The organism is Aliikangiella coralliicola (genome assembly GCF_007004725.1).
Taxonomy (GTDB): Bacteria; Pseudomonadota; Gammaproteobacteria; order Enterobacterales; family Kangiellaceae; genus Aliikangiella; species Aliikangiella coralliicola.
This window is the reverse complement of sequence record NZ_ML660164.1, coordinates 43,047-61,871: the sequence shown is the minus strand read 5'-3', so window position 1 is coordinate 61,871 and position 18,825 is coordinate 43,047. Positions and strand designations below refer to the sequence as shown.

The 18,825-nt window shown below is 41.4% G+C and carries 16 protein-coding genes; 12 read left to right on the top strand and 4 right to left on the bottom strand.

Annotated features, from left to right (window positions below; genetic code table 11):
• Positions 1-118: 118 nt before the first annotated feature.
• Together FLL46_RS11600 and moaB are read right to left on the bottom strand one after the other, a co-directional pair.
• Positions 119-1,888 carry a DUF885 domain-containing protein gene (locus tag FLL46_RS11600; RefSeq protein WP_142893690.1) on the bottom strand — a complete coding sequence of 590 codons (1,770 nt, stop codon included), beginning with the start codon at positions 1,886-1,888 and terminating at the stop codon, positions 119-121.
• Between the two features lie 77 nt (positions 1,889-1,965).
• Positions 1,966-2,466 (bottom strand): molybdenum cofactor biosynthesis protein B, encoded by a 501-nt coding sequence (gene moaB, locus FLL46_RS11595; RefSeq protein WP_246119306.1) that lies wholly within the window; start codon positions 2,464-2,466, stop codon positions 1,966-1,968.
• A 415-nt stretch (positions 2,467-2,881) separates the two neighbouring features.
• On the opposite strand from moaB, the gene suhB reads away from it, so the two are divergent.
• From suhB to FLL46_RS11550, 9 genes are all read left to right on the top strand, one after another.
• Positions 2,882-3,658, top strand: coding sequence for an inositol-1-monophosphatase (gene suhB / locus FLL46_RS11590; RefSeq protein ID WP_142893688.1), 777 nt, complete (start codon positions 2,882-2,884; stop codon positions 3,656-3,658).
• A gap of 201 nt (positions 3,659-3,859) precedes the next feature.
• Complete coding sequence (gene iscR, locus FLL46_RS11585; protein WP_142893687.1) at positions 3,860-4,327, top strand: Fe-S cluster assembly transcriptional regulator IscR; 468 nt, start codon at positions 3,860-3,862, stop codon at positions 4,325-4,327.
• Between the two features lie 72 nt (positions 4,328-4,399).
• Positions 4,400-5,842 (top strand): Fe-S cluster assembly protein SufB, encoded by a 1,443-nt coding sequence (gene sufB, locus FLL46_RS11580; protein ID WP_142893686.1) that lies wholly within the window; start codon positions 4,400-4,402, stop codon positions 5,840-5,842.
• 101 nt (positions 5,843-5,943) lie between these two features.
• Entirely contained in the window at positions 5,944-6,687 is a 744-nt protein-coding gene (gene sufC / locus FLL46_RS11575) for a Fe-S cluster assembly ATPase SufC (protein ID WP_142893685.1), read from the top strand.
• A 19-nt stretch (positions 6,688-6,706) separates the two neighbouring features.
• On the top strand, positions 6,707-8,062 hold the full coding sequence (gene sufD, locus FLL46_RS11570; protein WP_142893684.1) for a Fe-S cluster assembly protein SufD: 1,356 nt from the start codon (positions 6,707-6,709) through the stop codon (positions 8,060-8,062).
• Between the two features lie 63 nt (positions 8,063-8,125).
• The gene (locus FLL46_RS11565; protein WP_142893683.1) at positions 8,126-9,388 is read left to right on the top strand and encodes an aminotransferase class V-fold PLP-dependent enzyme; all 1,263 of its coding nucleotides are present in this window, start codon (positions 8,126-8,128) and stop codon (positions 9,386-9,388) included.
• Positions 9,389-9,473: 85 nt separating this feature from the next.
• Entirely contained in the window at positions 9,474-9,836 is a 363-nt protein-coding gene (locus tag FLL46_RS11560; RefSeq protein ID WP_142893682.1) for a HesB/IscA family protein, read from the top strand.
• A gap of 4 nt (positions 9,837-9,840) precedes the next feature.
• On the top strand, positions 9,841-10,374 hold the full coding sequence (gene sufT / locus FLL46_RS11555; RefSeq protein WP_210418679.1) for a putative Fe-S cluster assembly protein SufT: 534 nt from the start codon (positions 9,841-9,843) through the stop codon (positions 10,372-10,374).
• 94 nt (positions 10,375-10,468) lie between these two features.
• Positions 10,469-10,873 (top strand): SufE family protein, encoded by a 405-nt coding sequence (locus FLL46_RS11550; RefSeq protein WP_142893681.1) that lies wholly within the window; start codon positions 10,469-10,471, stop codon positions 10,871-10,873.
• A 231-nt stretch (positions 10,874-11,104) separates the two neighbouring features.
• Here the strand turns inward: FLL46_RS11550 and FLL46_RS11545 are convergent, their stop codons facing one another.
• Positions 11,105-12,487 (bottom strand): tetratricopeptide repeat protein, encoded by a 1,383-nt coding sequence (locus FLL46_RS11545; protein WP_142893680.1) that lies wholly within the window; start codon positions 12,485-12,487, stop codon positions 11,105-11,107.
• A gap of 124 nt (positions 12,488-12,611) precedes the next feature.
• Positions 12,612-15,173: an efflux RND transporter permease subunit gene (locus FLL46_RS11540; protein WP_142893679.1), complete on the bottom strand. Its 2,562-nt coding sequence runs from the start codon at positions 15,171-15,173 to the stop codon at positions 12,612-12,614.
• 324 nt (positions 15,174-15,497) lie between these two features.
• On the opposite strand from FLL46_RS11540, the gene uspE reads away from it, so the two are divergent.
• From uspE to ccoO, 3 genes are all read left to right on the top strand, one after another.
• On the top strand, positions 15,498-16,412 hold the full coding sequence (uspE, locus tag FLL46_RS11535) for a universal stress protein UspE (RefSeq protein WP_142893678.1): 915 nt from the start codon (positions 15,498-15,500) through the stop codon (positions 16,410-16,412).
• A gap of 370 nt (positions 16,413-16,782) precedes the next feature.
• Positions 16,783-18,213: a cytochrome-c oxidase, cbb3-type subunit I gene (ccoN, locus tag FLL46_RS11530; RefSeq protein WP_142893677.1), complete on the top strand. Its 1,431-nt coding sequence runs from the start codon at positions 16,783-16,785 to the stop codon at positions 18,211-18,213.
• Positions 18,214-18,216: 3 nt separating this feature from the next.
• Complete coding sequence (gene ccoO, locus FLL46_RS11525; RefSeq protein ID WP_142893676.1) at positions 18,217-18,825, top strand: cytochrome-c oxidase, cbb3-type subunit II; 609 nt, start codon at positions 18,217-18,219, stop codon at positions 18,823-18,825.

Below are 18,825 nucleotides of genomic sequence, written 5' to 3'. Positions count from 1 at the left end.
CATTAAAGCACTTATGGATTAGTTTTAAGCTAACAGGCGAATACAGCTTAACCTGAATTCGGGATAATTTTTTCATTGAAAACGCTTTAACGAGCGCTCGCAGCGCCCGCCTTTGCTATCACTTTTTTAATTGGCGCGAAATAAAATCATCTATCTGTGATTCAAGCACCGCTAGCGGAATGGAACCATTTTTAAGGATTTCATCGTGAAACAAGCGAATATCAAACTTCCCTTCTAGCGCCTTTTCAGCCTTCGCCCTTAATTCGCGGATTTTAATTTCGCCTAACTTGTAAGACAAAGCTTGTCCAGGCCAACTGATATAACGATCAACTTCTGTCCTGATATTATGAGTCGATAAAGCCGAGTTATTTTCCAATAATTCAATAGCTTGCTCTCGGGTCCACCCTTTTGAATGAATGCCCGTATCAATCACTAATCTGGCCGCTCGCCACATTTCATAGGTTAATCGACCGAAGTTACTGTAGGGATCCTGGTAAAAACCAACTTCCAGGCCAAGACGTTCACTGTAAAGTCCCCAACCTTCACCAAAGGCCGAGATATAAGAGTATCGTCTGAAATTTGGTAAATTTTCCAGCTCCTGATTGAGCGCATTTTGCAAGTGATGACCGGGAACTGCTTCGTGAAGCGTTAGCGCCTCCAGCACATACAAAGGTCGTTTATTCAGCGCATAAGTATTAACCCAGTAAACGCCAGGGCGCTCACTATCAAGCGGCGCGGACAAATAGCGTCCTGTCGTATATTTGGGTGCGATCGCATCAGGCACAGGTTCTACGGTATAGGGTTGTCGTGGTAAACGAGTGAACAGACTGGGTAATTTGCCGTCCATCTTTTTTGAAATATAGGAAGCCTCTTTAATCAAATCTTGCGGCGTTTTTGCGTAAAACTCCGGTGACTGTCTTAAATGTTTTAAAAACGCTCTGAAATCACCTTTAAACCCAGTCTCCTTAATAACTTCTTCCATTTCTGCGCGAATTCGAGCAACTTCTTTCAGTCCAATGTTATGGATTTCTTCTGCGGACAAATCGAGCGTTGTGTAATGGGCAATTTGCGCCGCGTAATAGGCTTTTCCATCTGGAAATTCATAAGCGCCCAGTGATTGCTTGGTTTTTGGAATGTAGGTTTCTTCAAAAAAACGAAATAGCCGCTGAAAAGCAGGTAGAACCGCATTTTGGAGCGCTTTCTCCCCTGCCAGTTTTAGCCGTTTTTGATCTTGCGCAGAAATTGAATCAGGCATTTTGTTAAATGGCTGCCACAATGGGCTCTGAGCGACGCCGCCGCTATACGCTTTTTTGATCACATCAGAAAAGCCGATCATTACCACCGCAGGCATCGAAAAGCCGCGCGCCAAACCATTTTTCATATTATCGGTATTCTGTTTAAAATACCTGGGTATACCATTAAGTCTGGCGATATAGTTCTCATAGTCTTTCGCCGTTTTCAGCGGAACTTCAGTATTCAACCGCATCATCTGAGTATGAAACCCGGAATCCGAGAAAAATGGAATCTGATACGACTTAAATTGAATTTCAGAAAGCCGGCGTTTCAACTGTTGATGAAATATTTGATAATTGATTTGGTCATCTTTCGATAGTTTCTGGAATTCAATTTTTTTCAACTCATTAATAAAGCTTTGGGTTTTTCGCGCCCAGTCCTGGTAGGCAGACTCTGAGGCGTCAAACAACAAATGGGCCGAATTCGTCACGCCCATTCGAGTAGCCAACATAGGATTTCGCTCTAACCTGGCTTGCCAGTCTTTCGCAAACAACTGGTGCAATGCCTTTCCATTAGCGCCGGCTTCTGCATAAGAGGCCAAAGATAAAAAGCCCATACTTAACAGGAATAACAAGGCAATATTTTTTTTAGTCATTTTATCGTTCCCACTTTTTATTATCGTTTTCTCAGAATCCCGCGATGGTATTACTCTAATACTAAATCGCTCGAATGCTAATGAACACCCGTTGTTATTAGTTTCACAAAGTTGCAAGGCTTAAAGTCGGCGTCAAGCTGCTGTCTGATAATTTTATCCCACGCGGTACGACAAGCACCTGTAGAGCCAGGCACACAGAAAATCACTGTGTTGTTAGCGAAACCGCCGATAGCCCGGCTCTGAATCGTAGAGGATCCTATTTCTTCATAAGAAACCTGCCTGAACAATTCTCCAAATCCTTCCATATTTTTGTCAAATAAAGGCGTTACTGCTTCGGGTGTTGAATCTCGACCGTAAAACCCAGTGCCTCCGGTCACGACAACCACATTAACCGAGGCATCAGCAATCCACTGAGAAATAACTGCGCGTATTTGATAAATATCGTCCTTAACAATTTTTCGATCCGCAAGATTATGACCATCCAGCTCAAGTCCATTGACCAGGCAATCCCCTGAAGTGTCAGTTTCGACATTTCGAGTATCAGAAACCGTTAATACCGCAATATTAAGTTTAGTCACTTTACAACTCCTACTTATTTGAACATTTCTACAGAGATATCCATTCTAGAAACGCCGGTTGGTATAACAGGATATCTCGGCGATTGAGGTTATTGGGTAAATTAGATCGTTCGGTCATACAATTCAGGAAAGCTCATCACTCTTCGCCAGACCGCGATCAGATAGACCAACAAATGCGTTAAATTTGAACGCAAGCATACACTAATCTTTGCCTTATCGTCAGCTCCATCCACTGTAAACTTGATCCAGGTTAATACCACTTCAACAAGTTGTTTTTCAAATCATCGAATTTCCGGCGTGGGAGTTTTATCACCGTATCTTTTACGATATACTTGCGCCCGCGTAGTCTCTCGCCGAATTTATCGGCAAAATTGAGAGCGCTACCCCGCTATTAAACAATTTAGGATCTCTAATCATGCAAGCTTTTTTAACTATTGCAGTGCGCGCAGCCCGTAAGGCAGGCGACTTTATAATCCGCGAGTCAGACAAAATTCGTTCGGTACAAAGTAAGTCTCAACATGATTATGTGACCAATGTCGATCAGGCGGCTGAGCGGCTGATTATTGACACCATTTCCCATTCTTATGCAGATCACGCATTTCTTGGAGAAGAAAGCGGCTCAACCGGCGAAAGCGACTATCAATGGATAATTGATCCAATTGATGGAACCACCAACTTTATCCGCAAAGTACCGCACTGGGCAATTTCAATTGCTTGCAACTATAAAGGCAAAACGGAAATCGGCGTCGTCTATGACCCAATCCGTGAAGAATTATTTACTGCAGTCAGAGGACGCGGTGCTCAGTTTAACGGTAAACGTATCAGGGTTAGCAACACCAAAGGGCTTGAGCATAGTTTACTCGCAACGGGTTTTCCCTTTAGAAACAAGCAAAAGCTTGACGAGTATATGACAATTTTCAACAAGCTTTACCCTCATTGTTCAGACATGCGCCGAGCAGGTTCTGCCGCACTCGACCTCGCTTACGTCGCTGCAGGACGATTTGATGGCTTCTGGGAGTTTGGATTAAGTGAATGGGATACCGCAGCAGGTATCTTGTTAGTAAAAGAAGCAGGCGGAATGGTCGCCGATGTAACCGGCAATCCGAATTACGCACAAAGCGATTCAATTCTTGCAGCAAATCCGAAGGCTTTTAAGTCGATGCTCCAATTGATTAATCAAAAAAATCAATAAAAAGAGACTCTAAACCAGTGACATCGCAGAAAAAGATGATCGAGATCAGCTTATTCGTTTTTGTCGCTAGTAAGTTGACTAAAATACTTGACTAAAATACTTGGTTATTGGACAATGCGCCCCAATTATATAGTGATATGCTTCTGACTACGCGAGCTAATCGCGCAAAGCTCGAAAATCACTGGTGCTTAGAGGTAGCTTATGCGACTGACAACCAAAGGTAGATATGCTGTTACTGCGATGCTTGATCTAGCCATTAACAGTAAGAATAACCCGGTTAATTTAAACGAGATCTCGGAAAGACAAGCTATTTCCTTATCTTATCTGGAGCAGCTTTTTTCCAAGTTAAGACGAGAACAATTGGTCCAAAGTATCAGAGGTCCTGGCGGCGGATATAAGCTAAGCCGCCCTTGTGATGAAATTAGCGTCGCCAGTGTCATTAATGCAGTTAACGAATCAATGGACGCTTCACGCTGTGAAGGTCGCGCCAATTGCCATGAAGGCAACCAATGTATTACGCATAATCTGTGGATGGCGCTTAGCGATAGAATTCAGTCCTTTTTAGACAATATTACCCTGGGAGAACTCATTCTACAGAATGAGCAACAAGCACTGGAACGGGCTAAACGAAATAGAGAACCAGACATTGAGCTGACTACACTCAACTAGTTTTGGCGACGTTTAAGCGTTATTTGATTTTAAGAAATTAGCAGCGCAATTGAATATTAGAGAGTATTTGTAATGTCAGAAGCGGAAGTTATTGACCAATACGTAAAAACTGAATATGAAGCAGGGTTTGTTACTGATATCGAATCAGAGACATTACCGCCCGGCTTAACTGAAGAAGTCATTCGGTTTATTTCCAACAAAAAGAAAGAACCTCAATGGCTGTTAGAATGGCGTTTGAAAGCGTTTGAAAGCTTTCAAAAGATGCAAGAGCCTGAATGGGCTCACCTTAATTACCCTAAAATAGACCTTGCTGATGTCTCTTTTTACTCAGCACCGAAGAGCATTGACGATGCGCCAAAAAGCCTGGACGAAGTCGATCCTGAACTCATTGAGACATACAACAAATTAGGTATCCCGTTACACGAACAGGAAATACTTGCTGGCGTCGCAGTCGACGTTGTATTTGACTCGGTTTCGGTTGCAACCACATTTAAAGAAAAACTGGCTGAAGCTGGTGTCATTTTCTGCCCAATTTCCGAAGCAGTTCATTCACACCCTGAGCTGGTAAAAAAATATTTAGGGTCAGTCGTACCACAAAAAGACAATTATTTTGCCGGGTTAAATTCTGCCGTTTTTAGCGATGGCTCTTTTGTCTACATTCCAAAAGGCGTTCGCTGCCCGATGGAATTATCGACCTATTTTAGAATTAATGAAGCCAAAACAGGCCAATTCGAAAGAACGCTAATTATTGCCGACGAAGGAAGTTATGTCAGCTACCTTGAAGGCTGTACCGCGCCGATGCGTGATGAAAATCAACTACACGCAGCTGTCGTTGAATTAGTTGCGTTAGGTGACGCAGAAATTAAATATTCGACCGTTCAAAACTGGTATCCCGGTGATGAAGAAGGTAAAGGCGGCATATACAACTTTGTGACCAAACGTGGTGTTTGTCACAACAATGCCAAGATTTCCTGGACGCAAGTAGAAACAGGCTCAGCAATTACCTGGAAATACCCTTCCGTCGTTCTTCGTGGCGACAATAGTATCGGTGAATTTTATTCAGTTGCGCTCACTCGAAATTTCCAACAAGCGGATACCGGCACCAAGATGATTCACTTGGGTAAAAACACCAAATCAACCATCGTTTCAAAGGGTATTTCTGCAGGAAAAAGCCAAAATGCGTACCGCGGATTAGTCCGAATGAGTCCACGTGCAGATGGCGCGAGAAATTATACCCAGTGTGATTCACTATTGATTGGAGATCGCTGTGGCGCACACACCTTTCCCTATATCGAAAGCAAGCATCCAAACGCCATTGTTGAACACGAAGCAACAACTTCTAAGGTCAGTGAAGATCAACTATTTTTATGCCAGCAACGGGGCATCGACGCAGAAAAAGCAGTTTCGATGATCGTTAACGGTTTCTGTAAAGAAGTTTTTAAGGAGCTCCCAATGGAGTTTGCTGTTGAAGCAGGAAAGTTGTTAGAAGTTAGCCTTGAAGGTTCTGTGGGTTAAAGTTCTTGGGGTTAAAGTTCCTTGGGCTAAAATTCTGGGCATTAACATTCTATAGAATTATTTTTGTTGGTCTAAAGCCAATCTAATTTGAGAAAGTATCGATGTTATCAATAAAAAACTTACACGCAAATGTAGAAGATAAAAACATTATTAAAGGACTTTCACTAGAAGTGAAACCAGGTGAAGTTCACGCGATTATGGGGCCTAACGGCTCAGGAAAAAGTACTTTTGGTTACGTTCTATCAGGAAGAGACGGCTATGAAGTCACTGATGGCGAAGTCGTTTTTGATGAGAAAAACATTCTGGAATTAGAGGCTGACGAACGAGCAAAAGAAGGATTATTTCTCGCTTTTCAATATCCAGTTGAAATTCCTGGTGTGAGTAATATGGAGTTTCTAAAAGCCAGCATTGACGCGACTCGTGCACATCAGGGAAAGGAGCCCTACGACGCAGTAGCCTTTATGAAATTAGCACGCGAAAAATGTAAAGCCGTCAACCTTGATCAAGACTTTTTAAAACGAGGTGTTAACGAAGGTTTTTCTGGCGGTGAAAAAAAGCGCAACGAGATCATGCAAATGATGCTTCTCGAGCCGAAATTGTGCATTTTAGATGAAACCGACTCTGGCCTTGATATCGATGCATTGCAAGTGGTAGCTGATGGCGTTAATGCCTGTCGAAATTCAGATCGCTCATTTATCGTCGTGACTCATTATCAAAGATTGCTCGACTATATCGTTCCGGACTATGTCCATGTTTTATCTGATGGAAAAATTATTAAATCAGGTGGCAAAGAACTCGCTCACGAACTAGAAGAAAAGGGTTACAGCTGGATTAACCAGCTTTAACATTAAATGGTGTATTAGTATGAGTTATGCAATAGATTTTCTTAATCGTGATGCCCTTGAGCTTTCTCAGTTTAACAATGAGTTAAGCCCATCATGGCTGGCTCCGATTAAACAGCAGGCGTTGCAACATTTTAAAAGCGCCAAAACGCCGGGGCGAAAAATAGAACACTGGAAGTATAACGATACCGCTTTTTTAGCCGGCCAATCGTTTGTCAAAGCACCGGCTCCCCAACCAAATGAAATAGAAGCAGTTGTAAGCGCCAGTCAATCAATCTCTATTGAGTCTGCGATTGAATTGACATTTATTGATGGTTATCTGGTTAGCGATTTAAATGCGCTAAATGTTCCAGAAGGTTTGAGACTGACTGCAATTCAAAATGCAGATGACTCACAACAAGACGCCATTTTAGCCCATCTGGATCCTGATTTTGATAGTAAAAATTTACTGCTTAATCTAAACGATGCGATGTGTGACAAGGGCATTTTGATCGAAGTAGAAAGAAACGCTGACATCAGCACTCCAATCTATTTACGTCATCTCTCAAGCACGTCTGAAAATGCGAGCTTATCTGACAATAAAGTTATTGTTGAACAAGGAGAATCCAGTCGCTTGACCTTGATTGAGCATTTTGAAAGCACTACATCTACACAAACAGCGCAAGAAACACAACCAGATAAAAGTAATCAGCCTCCTCTGCTTGCTTTGCAAAAAACATCGATCAATCTGGCCGCTAATAGTCACATTGATCATTATCGCCTCAATCTGGAACAAGATAGTGCGACTCAGGTAAGCCAGGTTAAAAGCCTACTTGGAAAAGACGCGGTGCTGAATAGTTTTTACTTAGGCGTTGGAAGTAAACTCAACCGCACAGATATTGATGTTATCCATGCAGGTCAAAATGCGGAATGTAATTTAACAGGTATTTATTTACCAGCAAATGAGCAGACAATCGATTATCACACTAACATCGAACACCGCGTTCCTCATTGCAATACGAATGAAGTCTTTAGAGGAATTATTGCAGATAAAGCAAGCGCAACCTTTAACGGAAAGATACACATTTTTCAGGATGCTCAAAAGTCAGACGCATTTCTTAATAACAAAAACCTGTTATTGACTAATCAGGCTGAAGTTAATACCAAGCCAGAATTAGAAATTTATGCAGACGATGTTAAATGCGCTCATGGCGCTACGATTGCCAAGCTCGATGAAAAAGCGGTTTATTATTTACAAACCCGTGGTATCAATCAGCGGCAAGCGAAAAAAATGTTGAGTATCGGTTTCATACAAGAGCTGCTGAATAATATTCAACTTGAGCCCGTTAAGTCCTATCTGGCAAATTTGCTAGATGAGTATATGAGTCATATTGACTAGTCGCCGACGAAGAACAAAAAGCGGTATTTAAAATAGCAAGTAAATGATGAGTAATTGAGTAATATGAACAACATAACTGCTTTAGACAATCAAACAAACGCGAAGCGGAAGTTTGATATAAAAGAAGTTCGAAGCGACTTCCCTATTCTCAATGAAAAAGTTCATAATCAATCATTGATCTATCTCGATAACGGCGCAACCTCTCAAAAGCCTCAGACGGTTATTGACGCTATCGACAACTACTACCAACATTTTAATTCAAATGTTCATCGTGGCGCCCACGCATTAAGCGACAAGGCAACTGAGTTATTTGAAAATGCCCGCGTCAAAGTTCAAAATTTTATCCGCGCAAATTCAAGAGAAGAAATTATCTGGACTCGTGGTACAACAGAATCAATTAATCTGGTTGCGCAAACTTGGGGGCGAGAAAATATTGGTGCGGGCGACGAAATAATCGTCACAACATTAGAACATCACTCCAATATTGTTCCCTGGCAAATACTTTGTGAATCTGTTGGCGCTCGCTTGCTACCAGTTAATATCAAAACCAATGGCGAACTTGATTACGAGCATTTTACTCAGCTACTTTCGGCCAAAACCAAACTAGTAGCGGTCGGTCATATTTCTAATGCTCTCGGCGTGATTAATCCTGTCGAAGATATGATTAAAGCCGCGCATCAGGTCGGCGCCAAAGTACTCATTGACGGCGCGCAAGCAGCGCCTCACTTAGTCATTGATGTCCAGCAACTAGATTGTGACTTTTACGCTTTTTCCGGACACAAAATGTTTGCCCCCACGGGTATCGGTGTGCTCTATGGTAAGCGAGATTTACTTGATGCCATGCCACCTTGGCACGGCGGCGGTGAAATGATTGAGAAAGTCAGTTTTAGCGGCACAACTTTTAACAAACTTCCCTACAAGTTTGAAGCAGGAACGCCCAACATCGAAGGTTCAATCGCGATGGCAGCTGCCATTGATTACCTTGAACAATTCGACCGAGACGGCATGACCGAATACGAAATGGATTTAATTAACTACGCCACAGAAAAGGCACAATCTATTCCTGAAATGAAAATCATAGGCTCTGATTGTAACAAAACCTCTGTGCTAAGTTTTATTATCGAAGGTTGTCATTCTCAAGACGTCGGCATGATACTCGACCAACAAGGAATCGCGGTAAGAACCGGCCATCATTGCGCTATGCCATTAATGGATGCGCTAGACTTGAAAGGAACAATCAGAGCTTCATTCAGTTTCTATAATACAAAACAGGAAGTTGACAAACTATTTGAGGCATTGGAAAAAGCTAAGCAGTTTCTAATGTAGGATTAGATAAAAGCATTCGGTAAAAGTATTAACTCCGAAGATTTAAACATAGAGAATTAAACGCAGAGAGCTGGAAGTAAATATTATGACAGTTGCAACTTACAATCCTAAAACCACTTTGCCAGTATCTTTTACTGATACAGCGATTAAGCACTTAAGTAATCAGGTTGCAAAGCGGCAAGCCAAAGGCATTGAGTTTAATGTCAAAGAAAGTGGCTGTTCAGGTTATAAATATTTGCTCGAACTTTGTTTCGAAATTGCTGAAGATGCTATCGACTATCAACTGGGTGAAAAATTAACATTGTTTATTTCTCCCAAAGTGATTCCTTTGATAAATGGAACTTGCGTCGACTATATTCAGGAAGGCGTTAACTTTCGACTCGATTTTAACAACCCTAACGCAACAGCTCTGTGTGGATGTGGCGAGAGTTTTAGCGTGGAGCAGTAACACTATGCAAAAAAGAATGGTTGTGGCCGTTAAAGATTGTCCCGCCCGGCTAGTTCCGGCCGGCACAAAAATCATTATTCCTAAAGACACCTTTGTGACAATAACCCAAGCTTTAGGCGGAAACTATACCGTTGCGGTCAACGGCAATATGGCACGAGTTGATGGAACCGATGCAGCAGCCCTCGGCTTAAAAGAAGAGAAACTCGAATTTGAACAGCCAACCTCTGATGAAATTATTGAAGAGCAAGTTTGGCAAGCGCTGAAAAGTATTTACGACCCAGAAATCCCGGTTAACCTGGTAGATTTAGGTTTGATTTATTCGGTCGATATTGACCAGCAAAACAAGTCTATTCAAATCTCGATGACGTTGACTGCGCCAGCTTGTGGAATGGGTCCGGTATTGGTAAGTGATATTAAGTATCGCGTTTCAAAAGTTCCTAATGTCGCTCAAGTGGATGTAGAGTTGATATTTGAGCCACCTTGGACTCGCGATATGATGAGTGACGAAGCGAAGCTAGAAACAGGAATGTTTTTTTAGTTTTCAACCAGCCATCATAGCAAGATACTTACGCAAATTAGCCACAATACCTGAAGATAAATAAAATAAAGTTAAACGAAAGCAGTTAGACAACATGACGACACCAGAAGACATTATTGATACGCTAAGTTTTTTTGACTCATGGGAAGATCGCTACAAATATATGATCGACCTTGGCAAATCGTTACCACCGATGGACGATGCTTTAAAAACCGAAGAAAGATTAGTCCCCGGATGCCAGAGTCTGGTATGGATTGAGCCGACATTCGAGAACGATAAATTTAGTTTTCAGGTCGATAGTGACGCACTTATTGTCAGAGGATTACTTGCTATCGTGATGGCAGCCTACAACAACAAATCATCACAACAAATTATTGAATTTGATATTCAAAATTACTTCAGCCAACTTGATCTCATTAAGCACCTTAGTCCAACCCGCGGAAATGGATTGCAGGCAATGGTGGAAAAAATCAAACAGCTCGCAACGTCTTATTCATAAATAAAATTTACAGACGGAATGGAAAGCCTGCAACAATAGTCGGGAATGATAAAAACCTCCCCAAAATAGACATTACTTGTTAACTCTCTCCTTCAACAGAGAGAGAAATAGAACGCTGCTTAGGATAATAAATTTCTGCTCATCTAATTATCGAATTTCATCTAGCTGTCGACACAATACACTTTAGGATAACCGCATTTTCAATACTCGCTTTTTTATACAAACAATTAGTCAATACTGAGTCGCTAACCGGTGATAAAAGCTATTTAAACTACGGGCAAACTGATTTCGATTCGAAAGCAAACCATAGTATTCTGCATCAATCAGAGCTACTAGCTGCTTTTTAGTTTGCTTATTGGCCTTTAACGCAATCGCGTATTGCTGAACTCTAAAGTAAGGTTCTTTAGGAAAGTCGTTAATCATTGCCTCCAATACTGGATCATTAAATTGAATTTTGTTTTCATTTTTAATCAAATGCCCAATATAAAAACTCTTGGCAAACTTTACCTTCTTATATTTTTTCCAACCGATTTCGTCAATTTCCGGAAGTTTGTCGTTATTTTTTGTGCTTACCAAGATATGCGCTAAAACTTCAAGCTGGTAGATAGCTTGTTCATCAGGCGCTAAATTATTCTTAATATAATCGAAATGTTTATCGAGCAACTGCTCTGGTGTTATATATTTCAACTCCAAGGCACTAGTAACCAACTTTTTCATCAAATAAGGATTTTTGGGTAAACTGCTCGCTGTTGAAAAGTAACCGAACTTATCACAATACTCTTTGAACTCTGATAAATCGCTTGCAGAGTTCATCAACTCATAATGCAGCAACTCCTGGCCAACCTTGCTTTCCGCAGGCCAGGTTTCGTAGATTAAACTTAATGCATTGGAATAAGCTTTCTCATTAAAGCTAATATTCCACCAATCTAAATCCCAACGCTCAGAAAGTTCCAAAATAGAACCAATCGCAGACTCGTCACCTTGCTTAATTCTCTGCGCTAATTTCGAATAGCGACTCATCGGGTGCGTCTTTCCAAAAACATCGTGAATCGTCTTATCGATAGAAACATGATAATTAGCAAAGTCAGACATTTGCCAATATTCTACCGCTTTTTCATACTTCCCAGCTTTAAGGTAACAGTGAGCTACAAGTACAAATTTAGGCTTACTCGAAAGAGAGCCGCTGGATATGATCTTTTCGTAAAAAGGAAGCGCTGTTTTACAATCACCTTCACGGTGATATTGCATGGCCATTTCCAGTTGAACTGAAGGCTCATTCGGATATTCGCGATAAGCCATTTTATGATAGTTAAACGACGCTTCTATATCAGTGCGGTAGAGCATATTACCCAGAATAAAATAATCCGCTGCAGTATGATTCTTATTCTGCTTTTTCAACTCATCAATCGCGCTAGAAGAATTTCCATCTAAAAATAGTTTTTCCTGTTTTGTGTTATCGACCTGAGAATAAACTACCGCTTTAGTTTTTACTTCATTCATAAATGCGGATTCGCCTTGAGAGGCGTGTTCGCCGGCTCGGTTAACCTCTGTTGACTTGCAACCTACAACCAACAAAAAAGTACCAATGATTAATACTGTTATTATTTTATTCATTTTAAATTTAAAATATTAATTTGTTAAAAGTTGACATGAGCATACTGTAAAACCGAGCCTAAATCGGAACAATAAAAAAGGAGGCCAAATAGACCTCCTGTCTCAACTCAATGACTTGTAATAATTACGCCGCAGTCTCTGTCTCAACAGATTCAATCGACTCAATATTTTTCTGTAAGGGTTTAAACAACAACAATAATACAGGTAACAAAGTCAGGTTTGCTAACAGCGCAATAAACATTGCCAAACTGGTAAACACACCAAAGTATATCGACGGCATAAAGTTAGATAACACAAGCACCGAAAATCCAGCAATAATCGTAATCGATGTAAAATACATCGCCCTGGCGATAGTGTCATGACAGGCATACATCGCTTTGGTGTAATCTCCTAATCGAGCATACTCCATTTTAAACCGATGAATGTAATGAATAGTATTGTCTACCGCAATACCGATACTTATTGCAGCAATCGTAATTGTCATCATGTCCAACGGGATACCAGACCACCCCATCAGTCCTAGTACAAAACACGCTCCAACCAGATTCGGAAACATTCCCAAAAGAGCAAGTGTTATCGAGCGGAACAGAATAATAAACATCAACAGGATAATACCAAATACAACGCCAAGGGTCAGAATTTGCGATTTAAACAGACTCTCCAACATGTTGTTATACAAAATCAACATTCCGGTAAAATGAAAATCCTGTTTTGAAAATTTCATTTCATTAACAAAAAAGTCGCTAATGTCAGCCAATAATTGATTGCGGTCAAGCTCAGGATCAGACTCTTTAACTCGAATCAAAAACCTCACTTCGTCATTTTCACGATCATAAAAAGGAGACAGAACTTGCTCTCTTAAATCTTCGGGAATTTTCTTTTGCAGCAAAGCAAGTTCAAAATCACTCAGACGCTCGTTACCGTTAATTTGCTCAACAATTTGCAAACCAGCGGCCAACGATAAAGTTTTTCCCGTCACACTAATACTTTCTAAAAAGTTCTGAATTCGATGTAGCTTATCAATGCCGTGAGAAGTCATCCATAAACGAGGGGTCTCGTCCTCTTTTGCCGCATCGGCGACATCACTTTCGCTCTCGCCTGCTTCAAATTCATCTTCCCACTCATCTTCTTCACTTTCTTCTTCAATAAATGCAAAGTCTTCTTCGATCGCGCTACGTTCTATAATTATTTCTAGCGGCGTCGTACCACCTAGCTCAGTATCAATAACTTTCATTCCCTGATGAATCTCGGTGTTGCTTTTAAAATAATCAATGAAACGATTATCGACCGACAGATAACTAATTCCCCAGGCACTAGCGACACTCATCAATACCGCAACACTTGCCACTTGCCAGCGCCACTTGTCAGTTATTTTCGCCAATTGATTGGTAAAGGTAAAAAAGCCACTTTCTTTACGTTTGTCCAGTCCTGATTTTTTTCTAAGTTTCATCAATAATGGAAACATTAAAAATGCGATAACAAACGCCAGACTCACGCCCATAATCATCATTTTGCCAAAATCAATCACCGGACGAATATCGCTGACCATTAACGAACCAAACGCGACAATTGTTGTTAACGAAGTGTAGGCGCAAGGTGTAAACATAGATGAAATCGTTTCGAGAATTTTATCGTTATAACTCATTTCTCGAAAATCTCGTTCCACCTGTCGGAATCGAACGATCAAATGAATAACGAGCGACATCGTTATTATCAGGAGTAGCGCAACAAAATTAGATGAGATAACTGTTACCGGCCAGTCTAGAACGCCAAGAATTCCAATGCTGGTCACCGCAGTAATCGTACAACACCCTAGCGTGATAATAATCCAGCGAGCCCGCCGAAAAATAAATGCCTGGATCGCCACCAATAAAACAAAGACGCCCAAACCAAAAATGACTAAATCACTTTTGACATAATCAATCATGTCGTAAGCAATCATCGGAATACCACCCAGATAAATCGTGCCGACGTCTTGATAACCTGTTTTTAGATTTCTGATTTGAGTAATAACCCTTTCATCACGCAAGGCTATTTCATCTGCTAATAATCGCAGCTCTTGTCTTAAGTTAGCTTCCGCCTGCGCTTCATATGCGCTGAGCGGCTGCTTATTAACCCGCTTCCATTGCAGCTTGCGGAGTTCATCATTCAATTTAAAATATTTGGGGTTACCTTTTAAATTGGCTTGAATTGCCGTCGTTTCTCCATCAGTACTAACCAATAGATTACGATACAGGGGAATACTTAGAATATCTTGCTTCGCCTGAGCCAGGTCAATTCCTTCGTCTTCAATAAAATAAAGATCATTTTCAATATTGGCCAAACTCACCTTATCGGGATTGAATATGGGCGCATCAACCAGCGAAATAACAGTCTCAACATCGGGCAAGGCGGCAATCTGGTCTTTTAGCGATTTAAGTTGCTTAATCGACTGGTCAGAAAACAAAGGCGCTTTCGGCTGGAAGGTAATGAAAAGGTAATCATCTGTTCCATATTTCTTTTTGACTTTACGATAAAATTCTAATGAGCGATCGTTTTCCAATATCAGCGAGTCAGCAGAGGCATCCATCCGAAAATCAGCTGAATGTGAACCAATGGTTGCAATGATAGCAATCACGATGATTGCAGTTACCCAGGTATGTTGTAACACGTAATCTTTATATAATTGCTTTAGCCAATTTGGCATAAATTTTCCCTTAATCTGGATAAATTATTGAAACTTGTACTTCTTAATTGCTGCATTTTACGGTTGTTCGAGCTTTTCGCCCTAAAACACCCATTATAAAAACAATTTAAATATCAATTAGTTCGGTTTTCTTTCTATCAACAAAGTCAGAAAATTCGTAGTTTTCCACCAAAGAGTATTTTATACTGGTCGGAGCTTTAGTTACATCAGTTTTTGCCGAATTTTTGACCGAGTTAATTTTTGCCAAGCCTACTTGTCACAGAACCAGGACAAATGTTACGGAACTAGGACAAAAAGTATTGTAAATAATTCCGGAGGGAAAAAATGAAGTTTCCACAGAACATCTTAGTCATCGTCAGCGGTAAGCGGCGGAATCACATCGCTTTAAGCCGAGCGATACAATTTGCTGAATTTTACGACATAAAACTAAATCTGTTAAGTTGGGTTTATGATCCAGGGACAGAATTATCCCCCCTGCTGCCCGGATCTCAAAAAAAACTGATTAAGGAACAAAAACTACAGGAACGTCTGGACTACCTGAATGAACTAAAAGCCAACATCGAATCGAAGGGGATTCCGGTTACAACCCAGGTAAAATGGCACCGAAAAATTCAAAAAGCGGTGATTGAAGCTTGCGAAGAAACGAAACCTGACCTGGTGGTTAAACGGATTAGCGAAAGTGCTTCAAGTATTAACCCCTTTACTATGCCCATGGATTGGCAACTGTTGAGGCAATGTCCAGCCCCTATTCTACTGGTTAAAGATGAGCAATGGAAACTCACATCTCCGATTTTAGCGGCAGTAGACGCCGCTTCAGAAGATCCTAAAGAGCAATCTTTTAACAGTCAGATTGTCGGCTATGCTAAATTGCTAGGCCGGCTGACTGACGCACCAATCCATGCTGTCAGCACTCATATCACGCCGATGGTTGATAAGGCTATCTCGATTCCCGGATTTGACCTGGAGGATCTACGTACCCAGGTCAACAGTCTGAATCACGAAAAACTGGCTTCACTGGTTACTGACTTCAATGTTTCCAGTGAAAACCAGCATGTCGTTGAAGGGCTTGCAGAAGATAGAATCCCCGCCTTAGCTGAAGAAATTGACTCACAATTAGTGGTCATGGGAACAATCGGCAGAAGCGGTATTAAAGGTGCCTTTATGGGGAACACAGCGGAACGCGTGCTAACTCATCTTCAATGCGAAGTTCTCGCGTTAAAGCCGGGCTCAATCAATTAATTTTTTGAATGAATGGTCCGATTGACTAATATCAATTCAACCAATCACAATTACAACCGCTCACAATTTACTCTCCTCGCATAAGCGTCCACGGAGAGTAAGTGAGCCTATCTGTCCTCATTCAGGCAAACAGCAATAACAATAATAATTTGATAGATATTCATTAGTTTTTTTTGTGCAAAAATCAACTGATAATATGTGCATTCATATCTCCTTGTTCTATAATTACGTGAATATTTACATGTCCAAGAGTAATCACTAAATACCCATAAATATTTTATTGATTTAGATCAAATTTGACGCACTGCTATTAAGGCAAAATTCGTTGCGGCGATATTCGCCGGTTTCTTTTATAACAATGGGAATAAAAATGTCTGAAACTAATTCTCTGACCTATAACTATCGTGTGGTCAGACAGTTTTCTATTATGACTGTCGTATGGGGTATCGTCGGAATGCTGGTTGGCGTGATTATCGCCGCACAGTTATTTTGGCCTGACCTAACTTATGGTATCGAGTATTTAACTTACGGTCGTTTAAGACCTTTACACACCAACGCTGTTATCTTCGCGTTTGGCGGTTGTGCATTAATGGCAACTTCACTTTACGTTGTACAGAGAACTTGCCAGGCCCCGCTCATCAGTAATGGACTGGCCGCATTTGTATTTTGGGGATGGCAGCTGGTGATTGTGTTAGCGGCGATTTCACTACCGATGGGCTGGACCAGCGCCAAAGAATATGCAGAGCTTGAGTGGCCAATCGATATTCTAATTGCCGTCGTCTGGGTGGCTTACGCAATATTGTATTTTGGCACAATCATGAAACGTAAGGCACCACACATTTATGTTGCCAACTGGTTTTATGGCGCCTTCATTCTTACCGTTGCAGTCTTGCACATCGTTAATAGCGCCGCTGTTCCAGTATCACTGACTAAATCCTATTCTGCTTACTCCGGTGCTATCGATGCAATGGTACAATGGTGGTATGGGCATAACGCGGTCGGATTTTTCCTGACAGCAGGCTTTCTTGGCATAATGTATTACTTTATACCGAAACAGGCGGGACGCCCTGTTTATTCCTATCGCCTATCTATTGTTCATTTCTGGGCTTTAATAGCGATTTACATGTGGGCCGGCCCACATCATCTACACTACACAGCTTTACCAAGCTGGGCGCAATCTTTAGGAATGGTTTTTTCTCTTATCTTACTAGCACCTTCCTGGGGCGGAATGATCAACGGAATCATGACTTTGTCCGGCGCCTGGCACAAACTTCGTAGCGACCCTATTCTTAAGTTTTTGATCGTATCACTTTCGTTTTATGGAATGGCTACTTTTGAAGGACCGATGATGGCCATCAAAACCGTCAATGCGCTATCACACTACACCGACTGGACCATTGGTCACGTTCACTCAGGCGCATTAGGCTGGGTTGCGTTTGTCACTATTGGGGCGATGTACTACATGATCCCTAAGTTATTTGGCCGCAAAGATATGGTCAGTATTAATCTTGTAAATATCCATTTTTGGGTATCTACCATTGGTGTCGTTCTATACATATCAGCAATGTGGATTGCCGGTGTCATGCAAGGTTTGATGTGGCGAGCTGTAAATGAAGACGGTACCTTGACTTATAGTTTCGTTGAATCAGTTCAAGCCACCTACCCCTATTATGGAATTAGACTTTTAGGCGGAATTTTATTCTTGGCCGGGATGCTCATTATGGCATACAACGTCATTAAAACAATTCAAGCTGGACCTGACGTCGATGCGTCTGAATCAAACAATATAAAGGAGGGCTAATCGATGCAACATGAAGCGATTGAAAAAAATATTGGCCTGATGGGGATTTTAATTATTATTGTCATCAGCTTCGGTGGTTTGGCAGAAATCGTCCCACTATTTTTCTTAAAAGATACAACAGAACCTGTTGCCGGGTTAAAACCCTACACCGCGCTGCAGTTAGAAGGAAGAGACATATACATTCGTGAGGGTTGTACTACTTGTCACTCACAAATGATTCGACCATTCAGAGCTGAGACAGAGCGCTATGGCCACTATTCTGTCGCCGGCGAGCATGTTTGGGAACATCCATTTTTATGGGGTTCTAAACGAACCGGTCCCGACCTTGCCCGTGTTGGCGGACGCTACAGCGACGAATGGCATCGTGTTCACCTGATCAATCCAAGAGACGTTGTCCCAGAATCAAACATGCCTGCTTTTCCCTGGTTGGAACATAAACTTATCGATAGCGAACTCACTCCAGAAAAGCTAAAAGCCTTTAAGTTTTTGGGGGTTCCTTACACCGATGAGGACATCGCCGGCGCTAGTGCAGCCGTTGAAGGCAAAACGGAATTAGACGCCGTTGTTGCTTATCTTCAAGCGCTTGGTCTGGCTTTAAAAGACAAAAGGTAA

What these genes read in the sequence shown, in the direction of transcription:
- FLL46_RS11600 (WP_142893690.1), bottom strand. Translation starts at nt 1,888, where the DNA reads ATGACTAAAAAAAATATTGCCTTGTTATTCCTGTTAAGTATGGGCTTT.
- suhB (WP_142893688.1), top strand. Translation starts at nt 2,882, where the DNA reads ATGCAAGCTTTTTTAACTATTGCAGTGCGCGCAGCCCGTAAGGCAGGC.
- iscR (WP_142893687.1), top strand. Translation starts at nt 3,860, where the DNA reads ATGCGACTGACAACCAAAGGTAGATATGCTGTTACTGCGATGCTTGAT.
- sufB (WP_142893686.1), top strand. Translation starts at nt 4,400, where the DNA reads ATGTCAGAAGCGGAAGTTATTGACCAATACGTAAAAACTGAATATGAA.
- sufC (WP_142893685.1), top strand. Translation starts at nt 5,944, where the DNA reads ATGTTATCAATAAAAAACTTACACGCAAATGTAGAAGATAAAAACATT.
- sufD (WP_142893684.1), top strand. Translation starts at nt 6,707, where the DNA reads ATGAGTTATGCAATAGATTTTCTTAATCGTGATGCCCTTGAGCTTTCT.
- FLL46_RS11565 (WP_142893683.1), top strand. Translation starts at nt 8,126, where the DNA reads ATGAACAACATAACTGCTTTAGACAATCAAACAAACGCGAAGCGGAAG.
- FLL46_RS11560 (WP_142893682.1), top strand. Translation starts at nt 9,474, where the DNA reads ATGACAGTTGCAACTTACAATCCTAAAACCACTTTGCCAGTATCTTTT.
- sufT (WP_210418679.1), top strand. Translation starts at nt 9,841, where the DNA reads ATGCAAAAAAGAATGGTTGTGGCCGTTAAAGATTGTCCCGCCCGGCTA.
- FLL46_RS11550 (WP_142893681.1), top strand. Translation starts at nt 10,469, where the DNA reads ATGACGACACCAGAAGACATTATTGATACGCTAAGTTTTTTTGACTCA.
- FLL46_RS11545 (WP_142893680.1), bottom strand. Translation starts at nt 12,487, where the DNA reads ATGAATAAAATAATAACAGTATTAATCATTGGTACTTTTTTGTTGGTT.
- FLL46_RS11540 (WP_142893679.1), bottom strand. Translation starts at nt 15,173, where the DNA reads ATGCCAAATTGGCTAAAGCAATTATATAAAGATTACGTGTTACAACAT.
- uspE (WP_142893678.1), top strand. Translation starts at nt 15,498, where the DNA reads ATGAAGTTTCCACAGAACATCTTAGTCATCGTCAGCGGTAAGCGGCGG.
- ccoN (WP_142893677.1), top strand. Translation starts at nt 16,783, where the DNA reads ATGTCTGAAACTAATTCTCTGACCTATAACTATCGTGTGGTCAGACAG.
- ccoO (WP_142893676.1), top strand. Translation starts at nt 18,217, where the DNA reads ATGCAACATGAAGCGATTGAAAAAAATATTGGCCTGATGGGGATTTTA.